Raw genomic sequence first — 20,304 nt, forward strand, 5'->3', positions numbered from 1 at the left:
GCGTCATCTCGTTCGTTGGAAAGGGCGCGCCGCTCGGGCGGCGCGCGATACATGGTTGTGATTGGATTTGTGTTACGTGGCTATTAGTAATAAACGCCGGGTACGGTCAGGTCGACGGGTTCGCCGCCCACCCACTTGTCGTAGAGTTCCGCATAACGCCCAGTGCGTACTTGCTGGTTGACGAATAGATTTAGGTAATTCAGTAGGCCGTATTCGGTGCGATTGGCTGCCAGTGATACGTAATCAATGACATAGGGCGCTTCGCCAGCAATTTTAAGACCTTCATATTTGCCGGACTCAAGGGTCGAGGATGCCACTGTGTTGGTGACCACGGTTGCATCAATATGGCCTTGGGCGACAGCGAGAATAGTATCGTTCTGGGTTTGATAAGCACGGAAGCTGCCATCACCCCACTCATCAACATCTTTCTCCAGTGCCATGGCTTCGTAGGTACCGCTGGTATTGCCAACAGGGCGACCCTGCAAATCATCATATTGATCGATACCAGTGTCGTCACGGGTTAGGACGACCATCTGGAAAGCAAAGTAGGGAATGGACATGCCAACGGTTTTGGCGCGCCCCAAGGTGTCAGAAGTGGAGGCCACGATCACATCAGCACGCCCGGAGACCAGCGCGGGAATGCGGTCGGGGAAGGGGGTTTCAACTATTTCAGCATCGACTTCGAGGACATTGGCCAGATCGTTACAGTAGTCGACATCGAAACCGGCAGGCTGGTTGTCATCGTCTCGAAATCCCATGGGGGGAAAATCCAGGGTGACAGCACAACGTAGGGTGCCTGAGCTAATTATTTCATCGAGTTTGTCAGCCTGCGCCTGACCGATGACGGATACACTCAAGATAGCGGAAAGCGCTAATGGGGCTGTCTTGTTTATCATTCTTGACCTCCTAGGTGGGCTTTGCTTGGCTGTAAGAAACAGCAAACTTAGTATTTATTATTTCGGATACGATTTGCAAGTTTTGCAGTCATTAATTATTATTTATAACTAAAGTGTTGTTTTCTTTGTTTTAAATAGAAATTTCGAGTAACGGTGCAAGGTGGGGTGATCATGATAATGAGGTAATAGGCCGCTATATCACCGCTTTAGAGCCGCAGCGTTGAAACAGATCACGCAAGAATCAAACACAAGATACTGCCGGGTTGGGCAGCGAGAGTATCGCTGCCCTTATTAGTTGAATTCAGGGATTAAGAGGGCGGGGGTTTGTGATCCAAGCGTGGCTGAAAAGTCAGCGGCTATTCGGCAAGTCGGTTAGGCAGGTGATCGTAAAGTGTCCGACACACACCGATGATATGGCGTTCAACCAGTGCCGCTGCTTCGTCGGCGTCGCCTGTACGGCAAGCGGCAATAATCGCGCGATGCTCAGTGTCGGCACGAGCCTTTCCCTGGGATAAGCTTAGCTGTAAGCGAAGGTAGCGCTCCACCTTATCGTGGATAGATCGAATCAAACTCATCATAAAGGGGCGCTGCGCAGGCTCGTAGAGACAGGCGKGGAACTCCCAATTTAAGGCGGCCCAGCGGCCCACGTCGTCCTCACGGTTGAACTCGTCGCAGATGCGTTCGGCATTATCGAAGGTTGCCAAGCCCATGTTGGGTACCGCGAGGCGGATGGCCTCTACTTCCAGCAATACACGTACTTCGAACATCTGGGCAAGCTCGGGTTCGGAGATTTTGGTTACCACGGCGCCTTTGTTGCGCTGGAACAGTACCAAGCCCTCCGCTTCCAGGCGTTTGAGCGCCTCCCGTACCGGGATTTTGCTAACATTGAACTTGTTGGCTATGTCATCCTGGCGAATCGGCTCCCCCTCTTCGATTTGGCCAGCAATAATGGCTTCGCGCAGGTGTTTGACGATCACCTCAGAAGTTGAAGGGGTAATGCCAAGGTTAGGTGCGTTAAACATGGTAAATGACAACTATAAGAATCCGTAGGTGAGAGAAATATATGAGATATTGTATACCAACTTAGCATTTTGCAATTCTTTTTCGCCTCAACTGCGTAGCTTAATATTTAAGCTGTTTGGAATGTTGACGATTTTTCCTGTCAGGTAAAACGGCTTAACCGGTAGGGCGATAAGTTAGCCACCGGCTGAGAATGAGAGCACGCTGCCAGGTCGGCAATAATCTCTGCAGTCAGCGCTGCCTGGGTTAAGCCAAGGTGGTGATGCCCGAAGGCCAGTAAAACCTTGCCATCTTTGACGCTGTCGATGATCGGCAGGGAATCGGGCAGAGAGGGGCGAAAGCCCATCCAGGGTTTGGCCCCAGTGGCATCCAGCTCATTTCTAAATAGCCCTTGGCTGAGCTTATGTAGCTGCCAAGCGCGCTGCATATTGGCTGGTCGTTGAAGCCCAGCAAACTCAACTGTCCCTGCCAAACGTAGCCCTTCATCCATTGGCGTCATGATAAAGCGACGCTCCAACGACGTAACCGCCACCGGTAGGCGTCCTCGTTCATTTGGCAGCATCAGGKGGTAGCCCCGCTCGGTATCCAGCGGAATACGTATACCCGTTAGTGCGGCGGCCAACTTGGCCGAGTGGGCGCCGCAGGCTAACACTACTTTGCTGGCCGTCATGGGCGATGCGTTGTCAGTCTGTAGAGTGACGCCTTGATCATTGACATATCCCGTTAGCACCGTGGACTGCCTGAACTCTACCCCGTTCGTTTCAGCGGCCTGCACCAGCCAGTTAACTACCTGCCAGGGGTTGATAACATGGGCGGTACCTGGGAAAAACAGACCCCCTTGCATGGAGTTAGACAACTCGGGGGCAACGTCTCGAATGGCACTGCCTGACCAGCTTTCTACCGGGRCTTGCTGCTCSGCCATCCGTGCCCGCAGCACCTCCAGTTCGTGGGCAGCGTTGGCCTTTTCGTATACCAGGAAAGAGCCTTCTTCTTTCAATAAGTGTCTGCCATTGATGCTGTCGAGAAGTCGCTGCCAGGCAGTCAAACTGTGTTCATTCAGGGCGCTAATGCCCGCCACGCTAGTTTGATAAGGGGCTTGGCGTAGATTCCAGAGTAACCGAGTGAACCAGGGCAGCGCTTTAGGCATATAGCGCCAATCCAGCCGCAATGGCCCCATGGGGTCGAGCAGCATCTTAGGCAGCTGTTTTACGATGGCGGCATCGGCAATGGGGAAGACCTGCTCCGTTGCCATATGCCCAGCATTCCCATAGGAGGCTCCCATCCCAGGGAGCTGGCTATCCAGCACCACGACGCGCAAGCCTTGTTGACTTAAAGCCAAGGCGCAAGCGGTGCCGATAATACCAGCACCAATAACGACGATATCAGCCGCTACATTGGGATGGCTTACTGCCTGTGGGTTTGTTTCCATGGAAATTCCCGGTTTTTACGAAAGAGCGCTTCGGCTGGATACACAGCCAACGTGTGGCTAGGTTATTAGCGATTATCTAGCGAAGCAGACCAGCTCGAATACCAACTACGGAAGAGCGCGTACTGGGACTCCACATAGTGACGTTGTGAATCGCTGAGCGCGTCGGTTTCATTAAAGTGCAGGGCGTATTCGCTATCGCCATTGAGCACCATCAGGKGCTTGTAGTAGAGAACCAGGTCGCCGCCTTCGTCAAAAGAGGAGAGCACGCCTAGTGCTTCCTCTAGCTCCATGGCCAAACGCCGTGCTTTGACGTCCCCTTTCGCGGCCTGTTGGCTGAGCGAGACAAGTTGCAATACCTCTCGGGGCAGCGCATTGCCGATACCGGTTATAGCGCCCGTGGCGCCACAGTTGACGAAACCATGATAAACAGTGGTGTCGACACCGACCATCAGAGTGACATCTTCGTCTTGAGAGGTAATGTTTTCCGCCGCATAGCGGAGATCATCAGCGCCGCCAAACTCTTTGAAGCCAATCAGGTTGGGGTACTTGCGGCGTAGCTCAAAGAATAAGTCGGCACGTGTGGCGAAGCCGTAATAGGGGCTATTATAAATCACCGCCGGTAGCTTGGGCGCCGCGTCCAAAATGGCCGAAAAGTGTGACTTCTGCGCAGCCGCCGAGGTGCCTCGTGAAAGCACACGCGGAATCACCATCAGCCCTTTGGCACCTACTTTAGCGGCGTGAGCCGCATGGGAAACAGCCTCCCGTGTGTTGATTGCACCGGTACCCACAATCGTCGGAACGCCAGCCTCAACGAGGCGTGCGACGCCTTCCTGGCGCTGCGATTCGCTGAGTAACGGCCAGTCGCCCATGGAGCCACAATACACCACACCGCTCATACCCAGATCTACCAGTGAACGGCCTTTAGCTACCAGGGCGTCGAAATCAGGTTGACGGTTAGCGCTGCAAGGCGTCATTAGCGCCGGTATACAGCCGGTAAAAATGTTATCGCTCATTGTTGTTCCTCTTCGTTTGGTGGTATTGGCCGTGGGAGTTGGTGTTGCGTTCAAGAGCAGGGTGGCCGGTATAGAATGATTACGAGGCAGTAATTCCCCAGGCGAACGGATCTTGCTCATCAATCAACAGAGTGGTGTCGGCGCTTAAATAAGCACGACCTTTAATGTAGGGGCGAACACGGTCACCTTCCCATTCGTAGTGTGCTTCGAACTGACTGCCGCAAATACTCGCCTGTACCCAGGGTGTGCTGGGTGCAAGTTTGCCATCCGCCGCTAGGCACGCCAGCTTGGCGCTGGTGCCGGTACCGCAGGGGGAACGGTCATAGGCCTTGCCTGGGCAGAGTACGAAATTACGGCTATCGGCCACAGCGTCGTCAGCAAATAGTTCGATATGGTCAATCTCGCCACCGTCATCCCCGGTGATGGCCGCCGCTTCTAGCGCCTGGCGAACGGCCCAGGTGAAATTCATCAGCGCCTCGACGTTATCCAGGGTCAATGATTGGCCATGGTCACTAATCAGGAAAAACCAGTTGCCGCCCCAAGCAATATCGCCGTGTACCCGCCCGAAGCAGGGTACCTCAAGGGGAACTTGCTGACGGAAGCGATAGGCGGCTACATTACGAACGGTAACCGCCCCATCATCATGGAGCGTTGCACTGATTGGGCCGACCGGGGTGTCGATCTTATGATCACCGGGGCCGATCAAACCTAAGTGATGCAGAGAGGCCACTAGGCCGATGGTGCCGTGGCCGCACATGCCCAGATACCCCGTATTATTAAAAAAGACCACCCCGCAGGTCGCATCCGGCGACTCGGGTGCGCAGTAAAGCGCACCTACCAGTACATCATGGCCCCGTGGCTCTAACATGCAGGCGCGTCGCCACTGATCATGGGAGGTTCGTAGTGCATCGCGCTTCTCCGCCATGGTGGTGCCAGGGAGGTCGGGGAAGCCCTCTATGACCAGCCTTGTCGGTTCCCCCCCCGTATGAGAGTCGATGACGCGTACCTGTTTCATGGGACACCTTTGGTTTATGCCATGTGTTTTATGTCATGGGTTACTAATGCTGAAAATAGCAGTCTGCCTAATCATGCCTGATTTTTTATATCTTATACAATATCCAAAAAGCTTTGTGAAGCTACCCATGTTCCCTCTATGAGGATTGTCGGTATAGCTAGGACGTCGCATTGGTTTGGTTTTTATCTCAAGAAAATCTTGCAATGCACTTTGGTATATCTTATACCAAAAAGAGAGGCGAAAACTGATTAGAGAATTTAGTGAGCTGGTGGCTTACCCGGTTTTGGTAGCGTCCAGCCTGTCTCAGGGAGAGATGAATAAAACCAACACACAGCAGGGGTGATTGATCATGAATATTATGAAAAGTAATTTAAAAACAACGAAGTGGATTCCATCAGTGCTAGCAACAATAGCGCTTTCCTCTCCCTTATATGCAGCAGAAGTCGAGTGGCGAGTGCCTACTTCAGTGCCAGGAGGTTCTCCTTTTTATGAAAACTTTCTTGAGAGGTTCGCTGATAATGCAGAGAGGCTAACAGCAGGCAGAGTGGAGATTAGCCCTTTCGGCGCAGGCGTTATTGTGCCTGCATTGCAGGTTTATGATGCGGTAAAAGAGGGCACCGTTGAGGCTGGCCATTCCACTCCTAGCTACTTAGTTAACCAAAATCCCATCAATGCTATTTTTGCTGGGTTTCCGGGAGGCATGGGATCGCAGTCATATATTAACTGGATTTACGAAGGGGGTGGCCAACAAGCGCTGCAAGAAGTTCGCGCTAGCGAAGGGTTGCACTCACTCATTGTGGGGATTGGGTCTACTGAAATATTTGCTCACTCCAATGTGCCCATTAATGGCCCAGATGACCTTGATGGCTTGAAGTATCGAACTTCTGGGCCTTGGGCTGAAGTCGTGCGCGAGTATTACAATGCGGTGCCCACTGTGGTGCCACCCGGTGATATTTATACGTTACTACAACGCAAGGGTGTTGATGCCATTGAGTGGGCAACCCCTTCCAGTAACTATCCAGAAGGCTTTCATGAAGCAGCCCGCTACATCATCGTGCCCGGCGTGCACCAACCCACCTTTCTCTGGGAAGTGGTTGTCCGTCAGGACACTTGGGATCAAGTCCCTGACGATCTAAAGCAACTTATTGAGTCCGCTGCTAAGTTAACCACTTACGAAGGGCTTACCAATTTTTATCATAACGATCTAATCGCTATGGAAAATTATCGCGCCGGTAGAAACGAAGTGATTAGTTTGGACGAAGCGTTTGTTGAACAGCTAGCGGAAAATGGCCGTGCTTGGATCGCGGCCCGAGCAGCGGCAGAGAGTGATGCAGGCAMCCCAGCCATGGAAGAAATTTTAGAAGATTACCAAGCTTATCAAGCGCGTTGGAATGCTCAGAAAGACTATCTCATCACTGACTAATATAAACCTGCCAAGGGAAGGCGCCTAAGCCTTCCCAGGTAGTTATACCTATGAGCAATGTACCGATATGAGTGATGCCTATCATGTTTTTTAATTTAGTGGATCAGCTGGCTAAAATATCGGCTTGGCTAAGTAAGCTGGCGCTCATCGTCTTGGCAGGTGCGATGTTATACGAAGTAGTAGCGCGCTACGTTTTTAATGCCTCCACCATCTGGGCTTTTGATATCTCCTATATGGCCACTGGCGTTGCTTTTATGCTGGGTGTCGCCTGGACAGCGCAGGTGGATGGTCACGTCAAAGTAGATGTTCTGAGTAGTCTTATGCCAGTGCGCATCTCACGTATTATAACGGGAGTGGCTTATACCATCGTGTTGTTTCCCACCCTTTCACTTGTTGCTTGGTTTGGCTGGAAAAAATCGCTATCAGCCTTCACAACCAATGAGGTTGAAATGGTCAGTACATGGGCACCTAAAATGTGGCCGTTTTACACCTGTATTGCCTTCGGCTTGACGCTTCTTGCGCTACAAGTTCTGGTGATTKGGCTGCGCTCGTTGATTGATAATACCCATCATAATAGGGCCAACTAAATGGATACCATGACGGCTGCCCTGATGTTCCCAGGACTGTTCTTATTGATCTTTATGGGTATTCCTGTTGCTTTCTCACTGATTACCGTCTCATTGGTGGCTGGCTGGTTTGCCTTCGGACCTATTATCTTTCAGCAACTTTACGGCAGTATTTATAGTGCTTCATCTAATTACGTTCTTTCCTCAATTCCACTCTTTGTGCTTATGGGCGCGATACTTGAGAAGTCGGGCATCGCCAAAAACCTCTTCGATGCTATTCAGATGTGGATCGGCCGACTGCCAGGCGGGTTGGCACTGACCACGATCGCCATGGCAGCAATATTTGCGGCTGCCTCTGGGGTCGTTGGCGCGGTGGAAATAATGATTGGGTTAATGGCTATCCCTGCCATGCGAGCTTACCGCTATAACAATTCGCTGATTGCGGGGACTATTTGTGCGGGCGGATCCTTAGGCACGATCATTCCTCCTACCGTTATAGTGGTCGTCTACGCGGCTCTTGCCCAACTATCTATCGGTGCACTTTTCGCTGCGATTATTTTTCCCGGCATCTTGATGTTGTCTCTTTTCGCCCTTTATATCGTCGGGCGTTGTTGGTTGCGTCCTCAAGATGGCCCTGCTGCTAAAGCCACCAATGATGATAAAACGCTGGGAAGGAAAATCAGCATTACGCTGAGAGCGTTACTGCCCCCTCTGCTATTAATGTTTGCGGTACTTGGATCGCTCTTGGGCGGCATCGCTTCACCTACAGAAGCCGCTGCCGTTGGCGTGGCAGGCGCAGTAATCTTAGCGGTCATCAATGGCGGCATCACCCTGCCTTCATTGGTTGATTCTCTGTCACTGACGGTGCGTATTACAGCGATGATTCTGCTGATTGTAGCCGGGGGCACGATGTTTACTGGCATCTTCGCAGTCAATGGTGGCGGTGAGATGGTGTCCGCAATAGCTAGTGGCTTGGGTGGTGGTACAACAGGCGTCATCCTATTTTTTCTAGCCGTCACATTCTTWCTGGGGTTTGTACTTGACTGGACATCGATTGTTTTGATCTGCGTGCCAATATTTACCCCTATCATCAAACAGCTGGGTATTGATCCTATTTGGTTTGCCACGCTCGTGTTGGTAACTATCCAAACCAGCTACCTGACGCCGCCTATGGCATCGTCAATCTTCTATTTAAAGTCGATTGCACCCAGCGATATTACCTATGGGCAAATGTGTAGAGGTGTCTTGCCATTTATCGCGGTGCAATTGCTAACGTTGGCGGTGGTGGCGTTATTCCCTGCAATGGCTACATGGCTGCCTGACAAGATAGTGGGTTTTTAAGGAAACATTATTAGTAATAAATGGTGGGTTACCTATTTCATGGTGTGCTATCAATGTTATTAGCGAAGAGGATAGGTGAATAGCGACTATTACAGTGCGTAATGTAGATGATGAACTCCTGAATTCAAACATTAAGCGCAGCCCCGCATTTAAGCGGCGAGCCATGGTCACTTTATGGAGGAAGAGGTGCGGCTATTCTTTCTCGATCCGCAGCGTTATTGCACAACTGTTTCCGTTTTCGCAATGGATTGGCTGCGTTTCCGCGGCACGCAAATCGGGCTGCCGCTTTCAGGGTCGTGGATTACATGGGCATCAAGGTCAAAGACGCGTTTGAGATTGGTCGTGGTAAAGACCTCGCTAGGCGCGCCGCTGGTGACGATACGGCCATCGCTCATCATTACTAAATGATCAGCGTAGGCGGCGGCCAGATTTAGATCGTGGAGCACCAGTAGCAGGGTGCGGCTTTTCTCATGGGCCAGGCGCGAAAGCAGTTCCAGCAAATCCACCTGTACCTTTAGATCCAGAAAGGTCGTAGGTTCATCAAGCAGGATCAGGTCGGTTTGCTGGGCCAGCACCATGGCAATCCAGCAGCGCTGGCGCTGGCCGCCGGAAAGCGCATCGACATTGCGTTCGGCAAACTCTGTCACGTGGGTATAAGCCATGGCTTCACGAATAGCAGCGGCGTCTTGCTGAGCATTTTTTTGCCACAACCCCTGATGTGGAAAACGGCCCATCCCCMCTAACTGCTTTACGCTCAGCCCCTCAGGCGCTACCGGGCCTTGGGGCAGAATCCCCAGGCGCTTGGCGACCTCCCGCGTCTTGCTGCGATGAATATCCTTGCCATCTAAATACACATGCCCGCCACTCGGTGTGAGCGTGCGGGCAAGCGTTTTCAGCAGCGTCGACTTGCCACTGCCATTGGGGCCCAACAGCACCGTGAGCTTGCCTTCCGCAATGGCGATATCCACACCATCCAACACGCGTCGGGTGTCGTAGCCTGCGTGCAGGCCTTCGCCTGTCAAACGAGGAAGCTGGTGAGAAGGGYGTGTCATGGCAGGGCTCATTGAGGTTGTTAACGCAGGCAGAACCGTAAGACAAAATATTCTCATTTTCAATATCTGCCACAGGTAAGTAAATCATTACTTGCCGCATAACTGTGGCCTTCACGGAGGAAAGGAGAAATGAATGAGTGGGTTAGTCGTGTCGTAATAGTGAACGAGGCGTTCCAGTTGAGTAGATCTTTGAGTATCATACGCATAAATTAATTATTATCATTTAGATGTAGATTTGTTTTTAGAGCAAGGGTTCACTCAAAAGCAAGGGGATAAAAAGTAGATGTATATTAAGAAACATTGGGTATTTTGGCCTACGGTAACGCTCGCCGGTTTGGTGGCTGCCAGCCACGCTTATGGGCAGGTGTCTGAATCTGTAGAGGCTCAAAGCGACGCCGATGACGCCGACTCTACTATGGTGGTAACCGCCACCCGCAGCCACAGCGAAGCGGGTCAAACGCCACAGCGGGTAACGATCATCAGCCGCGAACAGATCGAGCAGCAGCTAGCGATTACCGATGACCCGGGCCAGGTGCTCAGCAATCTGATTCCCTCTTACTCACCCAGTCGCCAAAAGCTCTCCAATGCGGGCGAAACATTCCGCGGCCGCGACGCGCTTTTTCTGATTGATGGTGTGCCGCAGTCCAACCCGTTGCGGGACAGCTCCCGGGATAGCTATACCATTGACCTTTCCATGGTGGAGCGTATTGAAGTCATCCACGGGGCCAGCGCCGAGCATGGTTTAGGCGCTACGGGGGGCTTGATCAACCTGGTGACCCGGCGTGCCGAAGGCGGGGGCATTAGCCAACACGCGGGCATTAGCCTGACCATGGATGATGATCTCCAGTCGGATGGGCTAGGCAACAAGCTGGACTACCGCATTAGCGGCCAGCAAGGCGACTGGGATTTCGTTGCCGCAGCGACGCGTCAGGAGCGCGGGGTTTTTTACGATGGCAACGATGAGGTGGTCGGTATTGCCTACCCAGGCGAGCTGCAAAACTCGGAAAGCTACGATCTTTTCGGCAAGCTCGGCTACTGGATCGACGACAACCAGAATGTTGAGTTCTCGCTGAATCACTTCGATTTGGAAGAGGGCAACGACTACGTACCGGTAACAGGAGACCGCTCTGCAGGTGTTCCCACCACGGCACGCAAAGGCCGTCGTGACGGCGAGCCTGGATTTAATGAAGTGACCTCCGCTCGGCTTTCCTACTCCCACGCTGATTGGTTTGGCAACGAGCTGGACGCCCAAGTATATCGTCAGCGCTTCCGTGCACGCTTTGCCACTACGCCATTTTTCCCTTATCTGGATAGTGCAGGGGATACCCTGTATGACCAAACGCGGAATGAATCTGACAAAATGGGCGCCAAATTCACCTTGAACCGTGATGGTATGCTGGATGACCGTTTGGGTGTGACGGTTGGTTTGGACGTATTGGAAGACGAAACAAGCCAGATGCTGGTGCATACCGGGCGCACCTACGTGCCGGAAAGCCGCTATCGTAATTTGGCGCCTTTCCTGCAGGGCCAGTTTAAGCTCGCGGATCCTCTCACGCTGCATGCCGGGGTGCGTCACGAGCATGCCGAGCTTGAGGTGGATACCTTCCAAACGATTGATCGCAGCAATGTCACCCAAGACAACGTCACCGTGGACGGTGGCAAGCCCAGTTTCGATGAAACGCTGTATAACGTCGGCTTAACCTATCAAGCCACCGACTGGGCCCAGCTGTACGCCAACTATTCGGAAGGCTTTGGCATGCCCGATGTGGGCCGGGTGCTACGCGGCATTGGCACGGCGGGCCAGGATGTGGACACCTTGCTGCAGCTTCAGCCGATTGTTACCGATAACCGGGAAATAGGCGCGCGTTTTGACTGGGATGGCTACGGGCTAGAGATTAGCTACTATGAGTCCAATTCGGATTACGGCCAGCGGCTTACCGAGCAGAATGGCACCTGGGTCGGTAGCCGAGAGAAAACCGAGATCCAGGGCGTTGAGATTACCGGCGACATGCAGGTGGCCGACAAGCATGACCTGTCGCTCTCTTATGCCCACACCGAAGGTAAGTCGGATCAGGATGGCGACGGTAGCGTAGATACCAAACTCACCGGTATCAATATTGCCCCGGATACGCTCAAACTGGGCTGGAGCGCTACCTGGAACGACCGCGTTTCCACGCGCTTGCAGGGTAGTTACTACTTCGATCGAAGCGTCGATAACCCTGAGCTTGATTTTGACGGCTACGGCTTAGTGGATGCTTCATTAGCCTATCGCCTGCCCACCGGCAGGGTGTCAGTGGGTATCGAAAACCTCACCGATGAAGATTACCTCACTTACTACTCTCAAGCCGCACGCATCAGCGATGAGTACTACTTCACTGGGCGTGGCCGCACTTTCACGCTGAGGTACCAGCTGGATTTCTAGTCAGCCGCTTTCTATTTTCTATGTTTTTTGCTCGATACTGTTTGGCGGCGCCTTTGGGGCGCCGCTTTTTTTTTGTCAATTCGCGCTAAAAGCGAGCTCGCGATCTATGCAGTAAGTAAACGAAGAAGGGCGCGCCTATCCCGGCAACAAAGATGCCCGCAGGTAGGTCTTTGGGTAAAAACGCCACTCGGCCCAGCAGGTCGGCGTAAAGCACAATCAAGGCGCCAACCAGCGCTGATGCTGGCACCAGGCGTGCCATGTTTCGCCCCACCAGCCTAGCGGCCAGGTGGGGCGCAATTAGTCCCACAAAGCTCAAACCACCGGCAAACGCCACAGCGGCACCTGCCAGCGCCACGCTGCAGGCCAGCAATACCAATCTGCTGCGCAGAATCGCCACCCCAAGCCCTTCGGCAACGCTATCACCCAGGGCCATGGCATCCGCATGGCGGGCGAAGAGTAGGCTGATAGGCACCGCGACGACTAACCACGGCAATAGGCCCCACACATCGTCCCATTGCGCCGCGTAAAGGCTGCCGGTTAGCCATACATAGGCGGTCATGGCGGCAGAGTCATCGCTGATCACGATTAACAGGGTGGTGCCAGCGCCCATGGCCGCGGCCAGGCCAATGCCGACTAGCACCATGCGCGATGGGCTAACACCGTTTTTCCAGGCCAAGCTCACCACCAGCAGTGCAGAAACCAGTGCTCCCAGCATGGTCGCAACGGGCAGCCAGTGAATGCTCAAGGTCGTGCTCAATAGCGCTAGAAATAGCACCGCCGCCAACGCTGCACCGCTGGTAATGCCGATCACGTCTGGGGAGGCCAGCGGGTTGCGTACGATGCTCTGCAGAATCGCCCCCGCTATTGCCAGGGCGGCACCGACCAGTATTGCTAGCGTGATGCGAGGAAGGCGCAGCTCCCAAATAATAAAGGCGATATCGCTGCTTTGAGGGGTTGTTAGTGCGTCTAGTACCTGCAGAGGTGGCGTGGGAAAACCGCCTAAACAGAGCGACAGCCCGGCGCTTGCTAGCAATAAAAGGCTTAGCATCAGCAGGTGACGTAGTAAGCGATTACTGTCGCTTTTTGCTCCGCTGTTAAGGGTTATCGTGGCGTCTGTTCTCATTGGCCAGCCATCTTGCGCCGTGCCAGATAGATAAAGAAGGGCGTGCCGATCAGCGCGGTCATCACGCCGACAGGTATCTCCTGGGGTGGCATTAAAAAGCGCGAGCCTAGATCGGCCAGCAGCAGCAAACAGGCACCCAGAAGAGCGCAGGCCGGCAGCAGCCAGCGATGGTCGATGCCAAATATTCCCCGTGCCATGTGGGGCACAATCAGGCCGACAAAACCGATCATGCCCGCCAGCGCCACGGAGCTACCTGCTAGCACAATCACAATTAAGCCGAGTAGTAGCTTGATGGTGGTAGCCTGCATGCCGAGTCCAGTGACCATGTCATCGCCTAGCAATAGTGCGTTGGCGTGGCGTATCAGCAGTGCGCTGAGCAGCAGTGCTCCACCAAAAAGAGGCAGTAAGGGCGCTACCAATGAAAGATCGCGTCCCGACACTGAGCCCGCCAGCCAGTAAAGCACGCTTTCAAAACTTTGCTGGTCAATGACCAGAAGTCCTTGGCTGAACGACACAAACATCGCCGTTACCGCAACGCCTGCCAGCACAACCCGTAGCGGTGAAAGCTCACCGTGGCAGCCGCGGCTAAGCACCACCACCAGTACGGCCGCAACGAGTGCCCCCAATAGCGCGGCCCATACGTAGTGCGCGGGGGTATGTAGCGGTAATAGCGAAACCGCGACCACCACAAAAAACATCGCACCTGCATTGATGCCCAAAATGCCCGGCGACGCCAACGGGTTGCGCGTCATGGTCTGCATCAGCGCCCCGGCAATGGCTAAGCTGGCGCCCACTAGAGCGGCAATCACCGCACGGGGTAAGCGCTCAGTTAAAAGAATGATGTGGGCGATGTTGGTAGGGTCGTAATGGGCGAGCGATCCGTACAGAGCGGAGAGGGGGATATCCGTTGTGCCTAACATCACGCTGGCGAAAAAGGCGCCTAGTGCCACCAGCACGCCAAGTAGCAGGCCAATACTCTTTGCGGCAGTACTGTTTAGCATGAAGTAGGTTCCCCACGGCCGCTGGTGTGAGGCAGGCAAGCCTGATGCGGTGCCGCTTCGGGTTGCAACAGCCCATAGTGGCTATACAGATCATCCAGCATGGCGTTGGCCGCCAATATGCCGCCACCCATCATCCAACTCACCGGCTCAACTTCAAATACGCGCCCACTTTGTACCGCTGACAGCTGTTGCCAGAGTGGGTGGGAGGCCCAGTGTTGGTAATTATCTGCAATAGCGGGGTCATCGGGCTCAAGCAGAATAAAGAGGGCATCGGCATCCAGCACTGGAATGTTTTCAGTACTGGAAAGCTTCATTCCCCAACTCTGGCTTTGCAGTGTATCCGGCTGAGTAAAGCCCAGCTCATCAAGAATCGAGCCTGCAAAGCCGCTGGTATAGATGCGCACGTGGTCGCTTTTAAACCGCACCACGGCCACTTTTTGCGGCCACTCGCTGCTCAACTTGGCGGCGATCTGCTGGCGAAAGTCGGCGACACGATCATCCCATTGCTCAAGCAGCTCATTTGCCTGCGCTTCGCGGCCAGTAGCATTGGCCACCATATTCAGCGTGGTCTTGAAGTTAAACACTGTCGGGGCAGATACAGTGGGGGCGATGGCCTCCAGTAGCGGCGCTATTCGCGCATGGCGAAAGTCGCTGGCAATGACCAGGTCTGGATCAAGCCAGGCAATCTTTTCCAGGTTGGGTTGGGTTTCCAGCCCCACATGCTCGACGCTATCAAGTGGATCGCGCAGATAGCGGTACATGGGCTTTTCCAGCCAGGAATCGACCACGCCAATAGGCGTTAGCCCAAGGGCGACGGCGCTGTCGGTAGCCCCCTGGTAAAGCGTCACAATACGGGGTGATTCAGGAAGGCCGTGTAGCGCGTTACCCGTCGATATAGCGGGAAATAGCGCCGCCAGTGTTATCAGCAACACACTCATTAAAACGTTCTTGCCATGGGTGTGTGCTTTTAACATTACTGTCACTTTACGAGGGGCTTGGAGTGAAGAGCCAGGATGATGGCACGACGTAAAAGCTAATGCAAAGCATTACCAAATGAAGGCCGCGACCTCTACTATCCCAAACACCGCGACCCCGGCCGCCACCGGCCAGCCCAGTGAGCGTACTCGCGACCAGACCAGCAGCGTAACGGCAAGCCCGATGGCGGTGGCGATCCAGGAAACAGCGCTTGGATTCACCGGCACAATGGACACCCCCAGCACGGCGGCTATCATTAGCGGGCCCAGAATACCCAGCCACTGGGGCATGTTATTAATGCCGGTAGCGCTGTTGAGCCGGCGCTGCATCCATAAAAACGGCACTACCCGCATCAACAGGGTGCCAATGGCAGAAACCACGACCGCTAGCCAAAGTGCGGTGCTCATTGTTCACACCTCCTGTTTTGGAATTTCAGCGTATAGAAGCACAACGCACCGCAAGCCGCCGCGAGAGGAATCGCCACGTTGCTCCAGCCGACCAGCGTTAAACCGAGTGCTGCTAGAATGGTGCAGCCCATGGCCACTGCCCAACGCTTATCAGTGAAGCGCGGTGCCACCATGGTCAAAAACAGCGCAGGCAGGGCGAAGGGCATAATCTCACCCAGCAGTGGCCAGCGGGCGGTAAATGCTTCCCCTGCGGTGGCCCCCACCGCGGTACCGATGATCCAGGCGCCCCAAGCCAGTAGCGACGCACCGACAAACCAGCTAAATCGCTTTGCCTCGGGCAATTGAGGCAGCCGGGTTAAGGCCAGGGCAAATACCTGATCGGTGAGGCCGTGCATCAGCCAGGGCCAGTGGCGGCTACGCGGCAGTAGCGCTGCCAGGTTAGGGCCGTACACCACATGGCGCACGTTAATCAGCAGCGTCATCGCCACCACCAGCCACAGCGGGGCGCCTGTAGCGATCATACCGACAAATAGAAATTGCGAAGCACCGGCGTAAATCAGCGCTGAAATAGCCGTGGCCTCCAGCGTGCTGAAGCCTGCCTGGGTGGCGACTAAGCCGAATGACAACGCCACTGGAATGTAGCCGCCCAGTAGTGGGATGGCCTCACGCACGCCTTGCAGCGCGCTACGAACGGGAGAGTGGCTGGCAGCTTGGCTCATGATGTTTGGCCTTCTGCACCATAGGTGATGGTCATCATCAAAGTGGCCTCCGCTTCGTGGGTACGGTAAAAGTGCGGTTGGTCGGCGGCAAAGGTGATGGTCTCTCCCGGTGTTAGCACCGTGGTGGCGCCCTCTGGCCCTGCTTCCAACCAGCCGCTAATCAGCGTGAGTGATTCACGGGTGCCGGGTGTATGGGCTTCAGCGTGGCGCAATGTATGCGGTGCGCAGCGCATCCAATAGGCGTCCACCTGAGGGGAGTCCTTGCCTTGATCGATTAGGCGCACCTGCACGCCATCTTCACCCAGCGGCACGTTGATTGGCGCGACCAGCGTGCCGAAAGGCACATTGAGCTGCACTGCAAGCCGCCAAATGGTATCCAGGGTCGGGTTGCCGTTGCCCTGTTCAAGGCGACACAGGTTGGATTTGGCAATCCCCGCCTCATTGGCCAACTGCGATAGCGACCAGCCCCGCTCAAGGCGAAGTGCTTGAAGGTGTTGGCCTAGGGTGTTGAGTGAGGGCTTATCCATCTTGTCATCTCGTGTTCCTTTTATAGAACGTTCTATATAAAGAACGTTAGCCTGTCAATGATTGTGACAACCGCTTTCAGTGGCACTCTTTATGCATGACCTTTAGGTTGGCTGCTGCGAGGAAGCGCAATGCGTTCATTGGCAATGCTCAAACCGGTTAAATCGATCCTATACAGTGTGGCGTTACTGCTGCTGGGTAACGGCTTACTGAATACGCTGCTAACCCTGCGTGGTACGGGGGAGGGCTTCTCCAGCGCGGTGCTGGGGATGATTATGTCCGGCTACTTTGTTGGCTTTATCTGCGGTACCTGGGTGAGCGGACGCTTAATTCGGCGCATGGGGCATATCCGTACCTTTGGCTTCTGCGCCTCTATTTGTGCATCGGTGGCGCTGCTGCACCTAGTGTTTATCAACCCCTGGGTATGGCTACCATTGCGGGTGATCTATGGGCTTTCGTTTATCACCTTAGTGACCGTGATTGAGAGCTGGCTGAATAGCCAAGCCGCCAGCCATGAGCGGGGGCGTATTTTTGCTGTCTATATGGTGGTCAACTTGGGCGCTCTAGCCACGGCTCAGCAGTTGCTGCGGCTCTCTTCACCCGACGGGTTTTTACTCTTTGTGGTGATCGCCATTTTGATCAGTTGGGCGCTGTTACCCATTACCATGACCCGTCGCGTGCAGCCCAAAATACCTGAGCGGCCCAAAAGTAGCCTGCGCGCGTTGTTAGGCTTTGCTCCTTTGGCGGTGGCTTCTGCCGCGTTGTCGGGGCTTGCCATGGGCGCGTTCTGGTCGATGACCCCGGTCTACGCCACTCAACTGGGGTTTGATATTGGCGGGGTCGGGCTGGTGATGAGCGTGGCGATTATTGGCGGGGCGCTGCTGCAGATTCCCATCGGGCGCTTCTCTGATAAACACGACCGCCCTATGGTCATGATCTGGGTGGTGCTGCTTGCGGCCTTGATAGCTGCGGCCATGCCCTTTGCGCCCAGCCACGAGGTGCTGCTGGGGCTCTATTTTATCTGGGGCGGTTTGGCGTTTTCCCTCTACCCGCTGGCGGTAGCGCAGTTGATAGACCAGCTCCACCCGGATGAAATTGTCTCCGGCTCGGCGGATATGCTGGTAATGCACGGCGCGGGCTGTGCCGTGGCACCGATAGCGGCGGGGTCACTGATGRGCGCCGTGGGAGGGCATGGCTTGCCGCTCTATATTGCTTGCGTATTCACCTTGCTAGGTATCTACGCGCTGTATCGCCGCCGCCGCGTCAGGGCAGTGGTTACTCATACCGCACACTTTGAGCCGATGGTGCAAAGTAGTGCAGAGGTGTTGGAAATGATCTTTGATGATACCCAGCGAGACTTATTTAATGACCCGAGTTTTTATGAAGAGGATGAACGGGAGCGTTTGGCGGGGCTTGTTAAAACATCCACGAGTTAATGTGGGAAAGTACTGGGGGCAAGCACTGGGGGAGCGGCTGTTATAAGCAGCCGCTCCCCAGGGGGGCTCTTAAGAGCGCTTCGCCTCTTGCGACTGGCAAGCAGCAGTGAACAGCACATCGGTAGAGGAGTTGAGGGCGGTTTCGGTGGAGTCCTGTACCACGCTGATCACAAAGCCAATCGCCACCGCTTGCATGGCCACTTCCGTGGGAATACCAAACAGGTTGGCGGCCATGGGAATCAGCATCAGTGAGCCGCCCGCCACGCCTGAAACGCCGCAGGCCGCCAGCGCTGAAACCACGCAAAGTAGCAACGCCGTAGGGAAGTCGACGCTAATGCCCAGCGTATGAGTGGTTGCCAGAGTGATCACCGTAATAGTGATGGCCGCACCGCACATATTGATCGTCGCGCCCAGCGGAATGGAAATGGAGTAGGTGTCAGGGTCGAGCTTTAGGCGGCGGCATAGCTCCAGGTTCACCGGGATATTCGCGGCCGAGCTACGGGTGAAAAAGGCGGTAATCGCACTGCCGCGCAGGCACGTAAATACAAGGGGATAAGGGTTTTGCCGGGTGGTGAAGTAAACCAGCAGCGGGTTGCTCACTAGCGCTACAAACAGCATGCAACCCACAATCACACCTAGTAACTGGGCGTAATTAAGCAGCGCCGCAACGCCGGATTCTGCCAGCGTGCCTGCCACCAAACCAAAGATACCCAGCGGCGCTAAACGAATCACCAGCGTCACAATGCGGGTGACCGCCGTGGATAAGTCGCTTAACGCTTGGCGGGTGGTGTCGCTGGCTTGGCGCAGGGTCAAACCCAGGCCGATGGCCCAGGCCAGAATAGCGATGAAGTTAGCCTCCATCAGTGCMCTAACCGGGTTGGCCACCGCATTCAACAGCAGGTCGCGCAGCACGCTAAAAATATCCCCGGGCGGGCTGCCGTCAACTTGGCCTGCATTCAATGAGAGTTCGGKAGGAAATAAAAAGCTGGCCGCCACGGCAATTAATGCAGCGATTAACGTGCCCGCCACATACAGCATCAGCACGGGTCGAATGTGGGTTGGCTGGCCTTTTTGGTGAGCTGAAATCGCTGCCGCCACCAATACAAACACCAAAATGGGAGCTACCGCTTGTAAGGCAGCGATAAATAACTGGCCAAGCAGCGCCACATCGCTAGCAATGCCCGGTGAGAAAAGGGCAAGCAATACCCCGGCAACGATACCGATTAAAATTTGCGAGATAAGGCCCAGCCGTAAAAGTGGCCGGAATACTGCGTGGGCGGTGGCGATCATTGCGCAACTCTCAGGTAGTCAAAAGTGGGGGGTGGCGTTGCGGTAGGGCCCGCTAACGCACCTGAAAGGGGCAGTATTCTATCAGCTGATGCCTTCTTCCGTGACGCTGATATTTACCTAGTCGAGGAGATGGCTATTTTGAGGGGTAGCGATGGCACGCCGCATTGATTCAATAAAAATGCCCCAACCGCGTAACCAGGTAGGGGCTTGATAGAGGGTGCTTTTTTGCACAGGCAAGTTAGCCGTGCAGAATCAACCGATTAGGCCGCCACGACGCCGAGGGCTGCTGGAGCAGTTTGTTTCGGTTTGCGGAGGGGTTCGTCGTTATCTGCGGGTAGCTCACTTTCACCCACGATCTCCGTATACCCACGCTGAGTTAAAGCCAGTACTTCGGGTGAAGTGCCCCACTTCATCAGCATCTCATCCAGCAGTTGCTCAGCTTTTTCAGCTTGACCCCAGCGGGTTAGCAGTTGGGCTACGGCGTAGTCGCACTCGGGGGTATCGAACAGTTCATCCTTGATGTCTTGAATGGCGATATGAAGACCCGCCTGGGAAAGGTCGTTTGATGTTTCGCTATGCATATCACGGCTCCGTGTGATTGCGAATGGGACGGCGGTTAAACTGGCAGAACCACCTGAAGATAAATGGCAC

The 20,304-nt window shown here is 54.5% G+C and carries 19 protein-coding genes; 5 read left to right on the forward strand and 14 right to left on the reverse strand.

Annotation, left to right across the window (positions count from 1 at the left end; translation table 11 throughout):
- Positions 1 to 83: 83 nt before the first annotated feature.
- The 5 genes from HALO_RS06625 to HALO_RS06645 form a co-directional block, all read right to left on the reverse strand.
- Positions 84 to 896: an ABC transporter substrate-binding protein gene (locus tag HALO_RS06625; protein WP_035584945.1), complete on the reverse strand. Its 813-nt coding sequence runs from the start codon at positions 894 to 896 to the stop codon at positions 84 to 86.
- A 356-nt stretch (positions 897 to 1,252) separates the two neighbouring features.
- A complete protein-coding gene (locus HALO_RS06630; RefSeq protein ID WP_050713208.1) occupies positions 1,253 to 1,918 on the reverse strand; it encodes a GntR family transcriptional regulator in 666 nt (221 codons plus the stop codon).
- Positions 1,919 to 2,058: 140 nt separating this feature from the next.
- Complete coding sequence (locus tag HALO_RS06635) at positions 2,059 to 3,345, reverse strand: NAD(P)/FAD-dependent oxidoreductase (RefSeq protein WP_050713209.1); 1,287 nt, start codon at positions 3,343 to 3,345, stop codon at positions 2,059 to 2,061.
- 65 nt (positions 3,346 to 3,410) lie between these two features.
- The gene (locus HALO_RS06640) at positions 3,411 to 4,358 is read right to left on the reverse strand and encodes a dihydrodipicolinate synthase family protein (protein WP_050713210.1); all 948 of its coding nucleotides are present in this window, start codon (positions 4,356 to 4,358) and stop codon (positions 3,411 to 3,413) included.
- A gap of 79 nt (positions 4,359 to 4,437) precedes the next feature.
- Positions 4,438 to 5,373 (reverse strand): 4-hydroxyproline epimerase, encoded by a 936-nt coding sequence (locus HALO_RS06645; RefSeq protein ID WP_035584938.1) that lies wholly within the window; start codon positions 5,371 to 5,373, stop codon positions 4,438 to 4,440.
- A gap of 349 nt (positions 5,374 to 5,722) precedes the next feature.
- On the opposite strand from HALO_RS06645, the gene dctP reads away from it, so the two are divergent.
- From dctP to HALO_RS06660, 3 genes are all read left to right on the forward strand, one after another.
- Positions 5,723 to 6,796, forward strand: coding sequence for a TRAP transporter substrate-binding protein DctP (gene dctP, locus HALO_RS06650; protein WP_231896841.1), 1,074 nt, complete (start codon positions 5,723 to 5,725; stop codon positions 6,794 to 6,796).
- Positions 6,797 to 6,879: 83 nt separating this feature from the next.
- Positions 6,880 to 7,383 carry a TRAP transporter small permease subunit gene (locus HALO_RS06655; RefSeq protein ID WP_050713211.1) on the forward strand — a complete coding sequence of 168 codons (504 nt, stop codon included), beginning with the start codon at positions 6,880 to 6,882 and terminating at the stop codon, positions 7,381 to 7,383.
- The gene (locus HALO_RS06660; protein ID WP_050713212.1) at positions 7,384 to 8,703 is read left to right on the forward strand and encodes a TRAP transporter large permease; all 1,320 of its coding nucleotides are present in this window, start codon (positions 7,384 to 7,386) and stop codon (positions 8,701 to 8,703) included.
- A gap of 215 nt (positions 8,704 to 8,918) precedes the next feature.
- On the opposite strand, the gene HALO_RS06665 is transcribed toward HALO_RS06660, so the two are convergent.
- Positions 8,919 to 9,755 (reverse strand): ABC transporter ATP-binding protein, encoded by an 837-nt coding sequence (locus HALO_RS06665; protein WP_050713213.1) that lies wholly within the window; start codon positions 9,753 to 9,755, stop codon positions 8,919 to 8,921.
- Positions 9,756 to 10,038: 283 nt separating this feature from the next.
- On the opposite strand from HALO_RS06665, the gene HALO_RS06670 reads away from it, so the two are divergent.
- A complete protein-coding gene (locus HALO_RS06670) occupies positions 10,039 to 12,177 on the forward strand; it encodes a TonB-dependent receptor (protein ID WP_035584930.1) in 2,139 nt (712 codons plus the stop codon).
- Positions 12,178 to 12,262: 85 nt separating this feature from the next.
- Here the strand turns inward: HALO_RS06670 and HALO_RS06675 are convergent, their stop codons facing one another.
- The 6 genes from HALO_RS06675 to HALO_RS06700 all read right to left on the reverse strand — a co-directional run bounded on the left by HALO_RS06675 (position 12,263) and on the right by HALO_RS06700 (position 16,929).
- Positions 12,263 to 13,300: a FecCD family ABC transporter permease gene (locus HALO_RS06675; RefSeq protein ID WP_035584929.1), complete on the reverse strand. Its 1,038-nt coding sequence runs from the start codon at positions 13,298 to 13,300 to the stop codon at positions 12,263 to 12,265.
- Complete coding sequence (locus HALO_RS06680) at positions 13,297 to 14,301, reverse strand: FecCD family ABC transporter permease (protein WP_035584926.1); 1,005 nt, start codon at positions 14,299 to 14,301, stop codon at positions 13,297 to 13,299. The genes HALO_RS06675 and HALO_RS06680 overlap by 4 nt, the downstream gene beginning before the upstream one ends.
- Entirely contained in the window at positions 14,295 to 15,275 is a 981-nt protein-coding gene (locus tag HALO_RS06685; protein ID WP_035584924.1) for an ABC transporter substrate-binding protein, read from the reverse strand. The genes HALO_RS06680 and HALO_RS06685 overlap by 7 nt, the downstream gene beginning before the upstream one ends.
- 72 nt (positions 15,276 to 15,347) lie before the next feature.
- The gene (locus HALO_RS06690) at positions 15,348 to 15,683 is read right to left on the reverse strand and encodes an AzlD domain-containing protein (protein ID WP_035584923.1); all 336 of its coding nucleotides are present in this window, start codon (positions 15,681 to 15,683) and stop codon (positions 15,348 to 15,350) included.
- Entirely contained in the window at positions 15,680 to 16,402 is a 723-nt protein-coding gene (locus HALO_RS06695; protein ID WP_035584922.1) for an AzlC family ABC transporter permease, read from the reverse strand. The genes HALO_RS06690 and HALO_RS06695 overlap by 4 nt, the downstream gene beginning before the upstream one ends.
- Positions 16,399 to 16,929, reverse strand: coding sequence for a helix-turn-helix domain-containing protein (locus tag HALO_RS06700; protein ID WP_035584921.1), 531 nt, complete (start codon positions 16,927 to 16,929; stop codon positions 16,399 to 16,401). Before HALO_RS06700 ends, HALO_RS06695 begins: the two co-directional genes overlap by 4 nt.
- A 129-nt stretch (positions 16,930 to 17,058) precedes the next feature.
- Here HALO_RS06700 and HALO_RS06705 point away from each other — a divergent pair, with 129 nt between their 5' ends.
- A complete protein-coding gene (locus HALO_RS06705; protein WP_050713214.1) occupies positions 17,059 to 18,363 on the forward strand; it encodes an MFS transporter in 1,305 nt (434 codons plus the stop codon).
- A 69-nt stretch (positions 18,364 to 18,432) separates the two neighbouring features.
- On the opposite strand, the gene sstT is transcribed toward HALO_RS06705, so the two are convergent.
- Entirely contained in the window at positions 18,433 to 19,653 is a 1,221-nt protein-coding gene (gene sstT / locus HALO_RS06710; protein WP_050713215.1) for a serine/threonine transporter SstT, read from the reverse strand.
- Positions 19,654 to 19,913: 260 nt separating this feature from the next.
- Positions 19,914 to 20,234 carry a hypothetical protein gene (locus HALO_RS06715; protein ID WP_050713216.1) on the reverse strand — a complete coding sequence of 107 codons (321 nt, stop codon included), beginning with the start codon at positions 20,232 to 20,234 and terminating at the stop codon, positions 19,914 to 19,916.
- Between the last annotated feature and the right edge of the window lie 70 nt (positions 20,235 to 20,304).

The organism is Halomonas sp. R57-5 (assembly GCF_900070345.1).
Taxonomy (GTDB): domain Bacteria; phylum Pseudomonadota; class Gammaproteobacteria; order Pseudomonadales; family Halomonadaceae; genus Vreelandella; species Vreelandella ventosae_B.

Excerpts from the sequence above, each read along its gene's own strand:
- HALO_RS06670 (WP_035584930.1), top strand. The coding sequence starts at position 10,039 with ATGTATATTAAGAAACATTGGGTATTTTGGCCTACGGTAACGCTCGCC.
- HALO_RS06690 (WP_035584923.1), bottom strand. The coding sequence starts at position 15,683 with ATGAGCACCGCACTTTGGCTAGCGGTCGTGGTTTCTGCCATTGGCACC.
- HALO_RS06685 (WP_035584924.1), bottom strand. The coding sequence starts at position 15,275 with ATGTTAAAAGCACACACCCATGGCAAGAACGTTTTAATGAGTGTGTTG.
- HALO_RS06715 (WP_050713216.1), bottom strand. The coding sequence starts at position 20,234 with ATGCATAGCGAAACATCAAACGACCTTTCCCAGGCGGGTCTTCATATC.
- HALO_RS06675 (WP_035584929.1), bottom strand. The coding sequence starts at position 13,300 with ATGAGAACAGACGCCACGATAACCCTTAACAGCGGAGCAAAAAGCGAC.
- HALO_RS06625 (WP_035584945.1), bottom strand. The coding sequence starts at position 896 with ATGATAAACAAGACAGCCCCATTAGCGCTTTCCGCTATCTTGAGTGTA.
- HALO_RS06700 (WP_035584921.1), bottom strand. The coding sequence starts at position 16,929 with ATGGATAAGCCCTCACTCAACACCCTAGGCCAACACCTTCAAGCACTT.
- HALO_RS06645 (WP_035584938.1), bottom strand. The coding sequence starts at position 5,373 with ATGAAACAGGTACGCGTCATCGACTCTCATACGGGGGGGGAACCGACA.
- HALO_RS06695 (WP_035584922.1), bottom strand. The coding sequence starts at position 16,402 with ATGAGCCAAGCTGCCAGCCACTCTCCCGTTCGTAGCGCGCTGCAAGGC.
- HALO_RS06680 (WP_035584926.1), bottom strand. The coding sequence starts at position 14,301 with ATGCTAAACAGTACTGCCGCAAAGAGTATTGGCCTGCTACTTGGCGTG.